We start from the raw sequence: 884 nt of genomic DNA, 5'->3' as shown, positions 1-884 counted from the left end.
GGCTCTGTTGCAAAAAATATAGTTGTCAAGGAAAGCCCCTCGTTCTCTGCTGTCAAGCGGTCTGACCTTGTAGATTCTGGGCGAGCATTTCCACGGCTTCTGCCAACACGCTCGGCCCGATGCCAAAAGCGCGTTCAACGATACGCGCTTCCCCACGGATGTCTCGTGTCAGGTTGAAAATAGCAGCCTGGCCCTTGCGCAACGCCCGCATGACCTCGAAGCCCTTGATCGTCGCATATGCCGTCTTCAACGTCTTGAACCCTCTGACCGGTTTGATCAGCTGTTTCAGCTTGCCGTGGTCAGCCTCGACGACATTGTTCAGGTATTTGACCTGCCGATGCACCAGTTCATCAGGGCATTTACCTTAGGCCTTCAACTGCGCGATGGCAATCCCGTAGGTTGGTGCTTTGTCAGTGTTGATGACACGCGGCTTTTCCCAGTCTTTCAAGCCGTTCAAAGCCTTCCCCAAAAAGCGCTTGGCTGCTTTGGCGTTGCGCGTCGCAGACAGGTAGAAATCGATCGTGTTGCCGAATTTGTCGACGGCTCGGTAAAGATAAGTCCATTGTCCCCGGACTTTCACATAGGTTTCATCAACCCGCCAACTCGTTGACTGTGGTCGGCGCCAGTGCCAGCGTAGCCGTTTTTCAATCTCCGGCGCGTATTTCTGGACCCAGCGATAAATCGTGGAATGATCGACGGGCACACCGCGCTCACCCATCATCTGTTCAAGATCGCGGTAGCTGATCCCATACCGGCAATACCACCGCACCGCCCATAAAATCACGTCACCCTGAAAATGGCGCCACTTGAAATCGTTCATCAAAAGTCTCGCTGAAAATTGTCAGCATTCTTTCGGACATCGGCAAAATTTTTGCAACAGAGCC

General features: G+C 53.1%; 1 pseudogene. It reads right to left on the bottom strand.

Annotated features, from left to right (window positions below):
* Positions 1-52: 52 nt before the first annotated feature.
* A pseudogene (locus tag A918_RS21535) lies at positions 53-820 on the bottom strand (IS6 family transposase).
* Positions 821-884: the final 64 nt, after the last annotated feature.

Origin of the sequence: Pseudochrobactrum sp. AO18b (assembly GCF_000409565.1) — a bacterium.
Classification (GTDB): domain Bacteria; phylum Pseudomonadota; class Alphaproteobacteria; order Rhizobiales; family Rhizobiaceae; genus Pseudochrobactrum; species Pseudochrobactrum saccharolyticum.
This window is presented reverse-complemented; position numbering and strand designations above follow the sequence as displayed.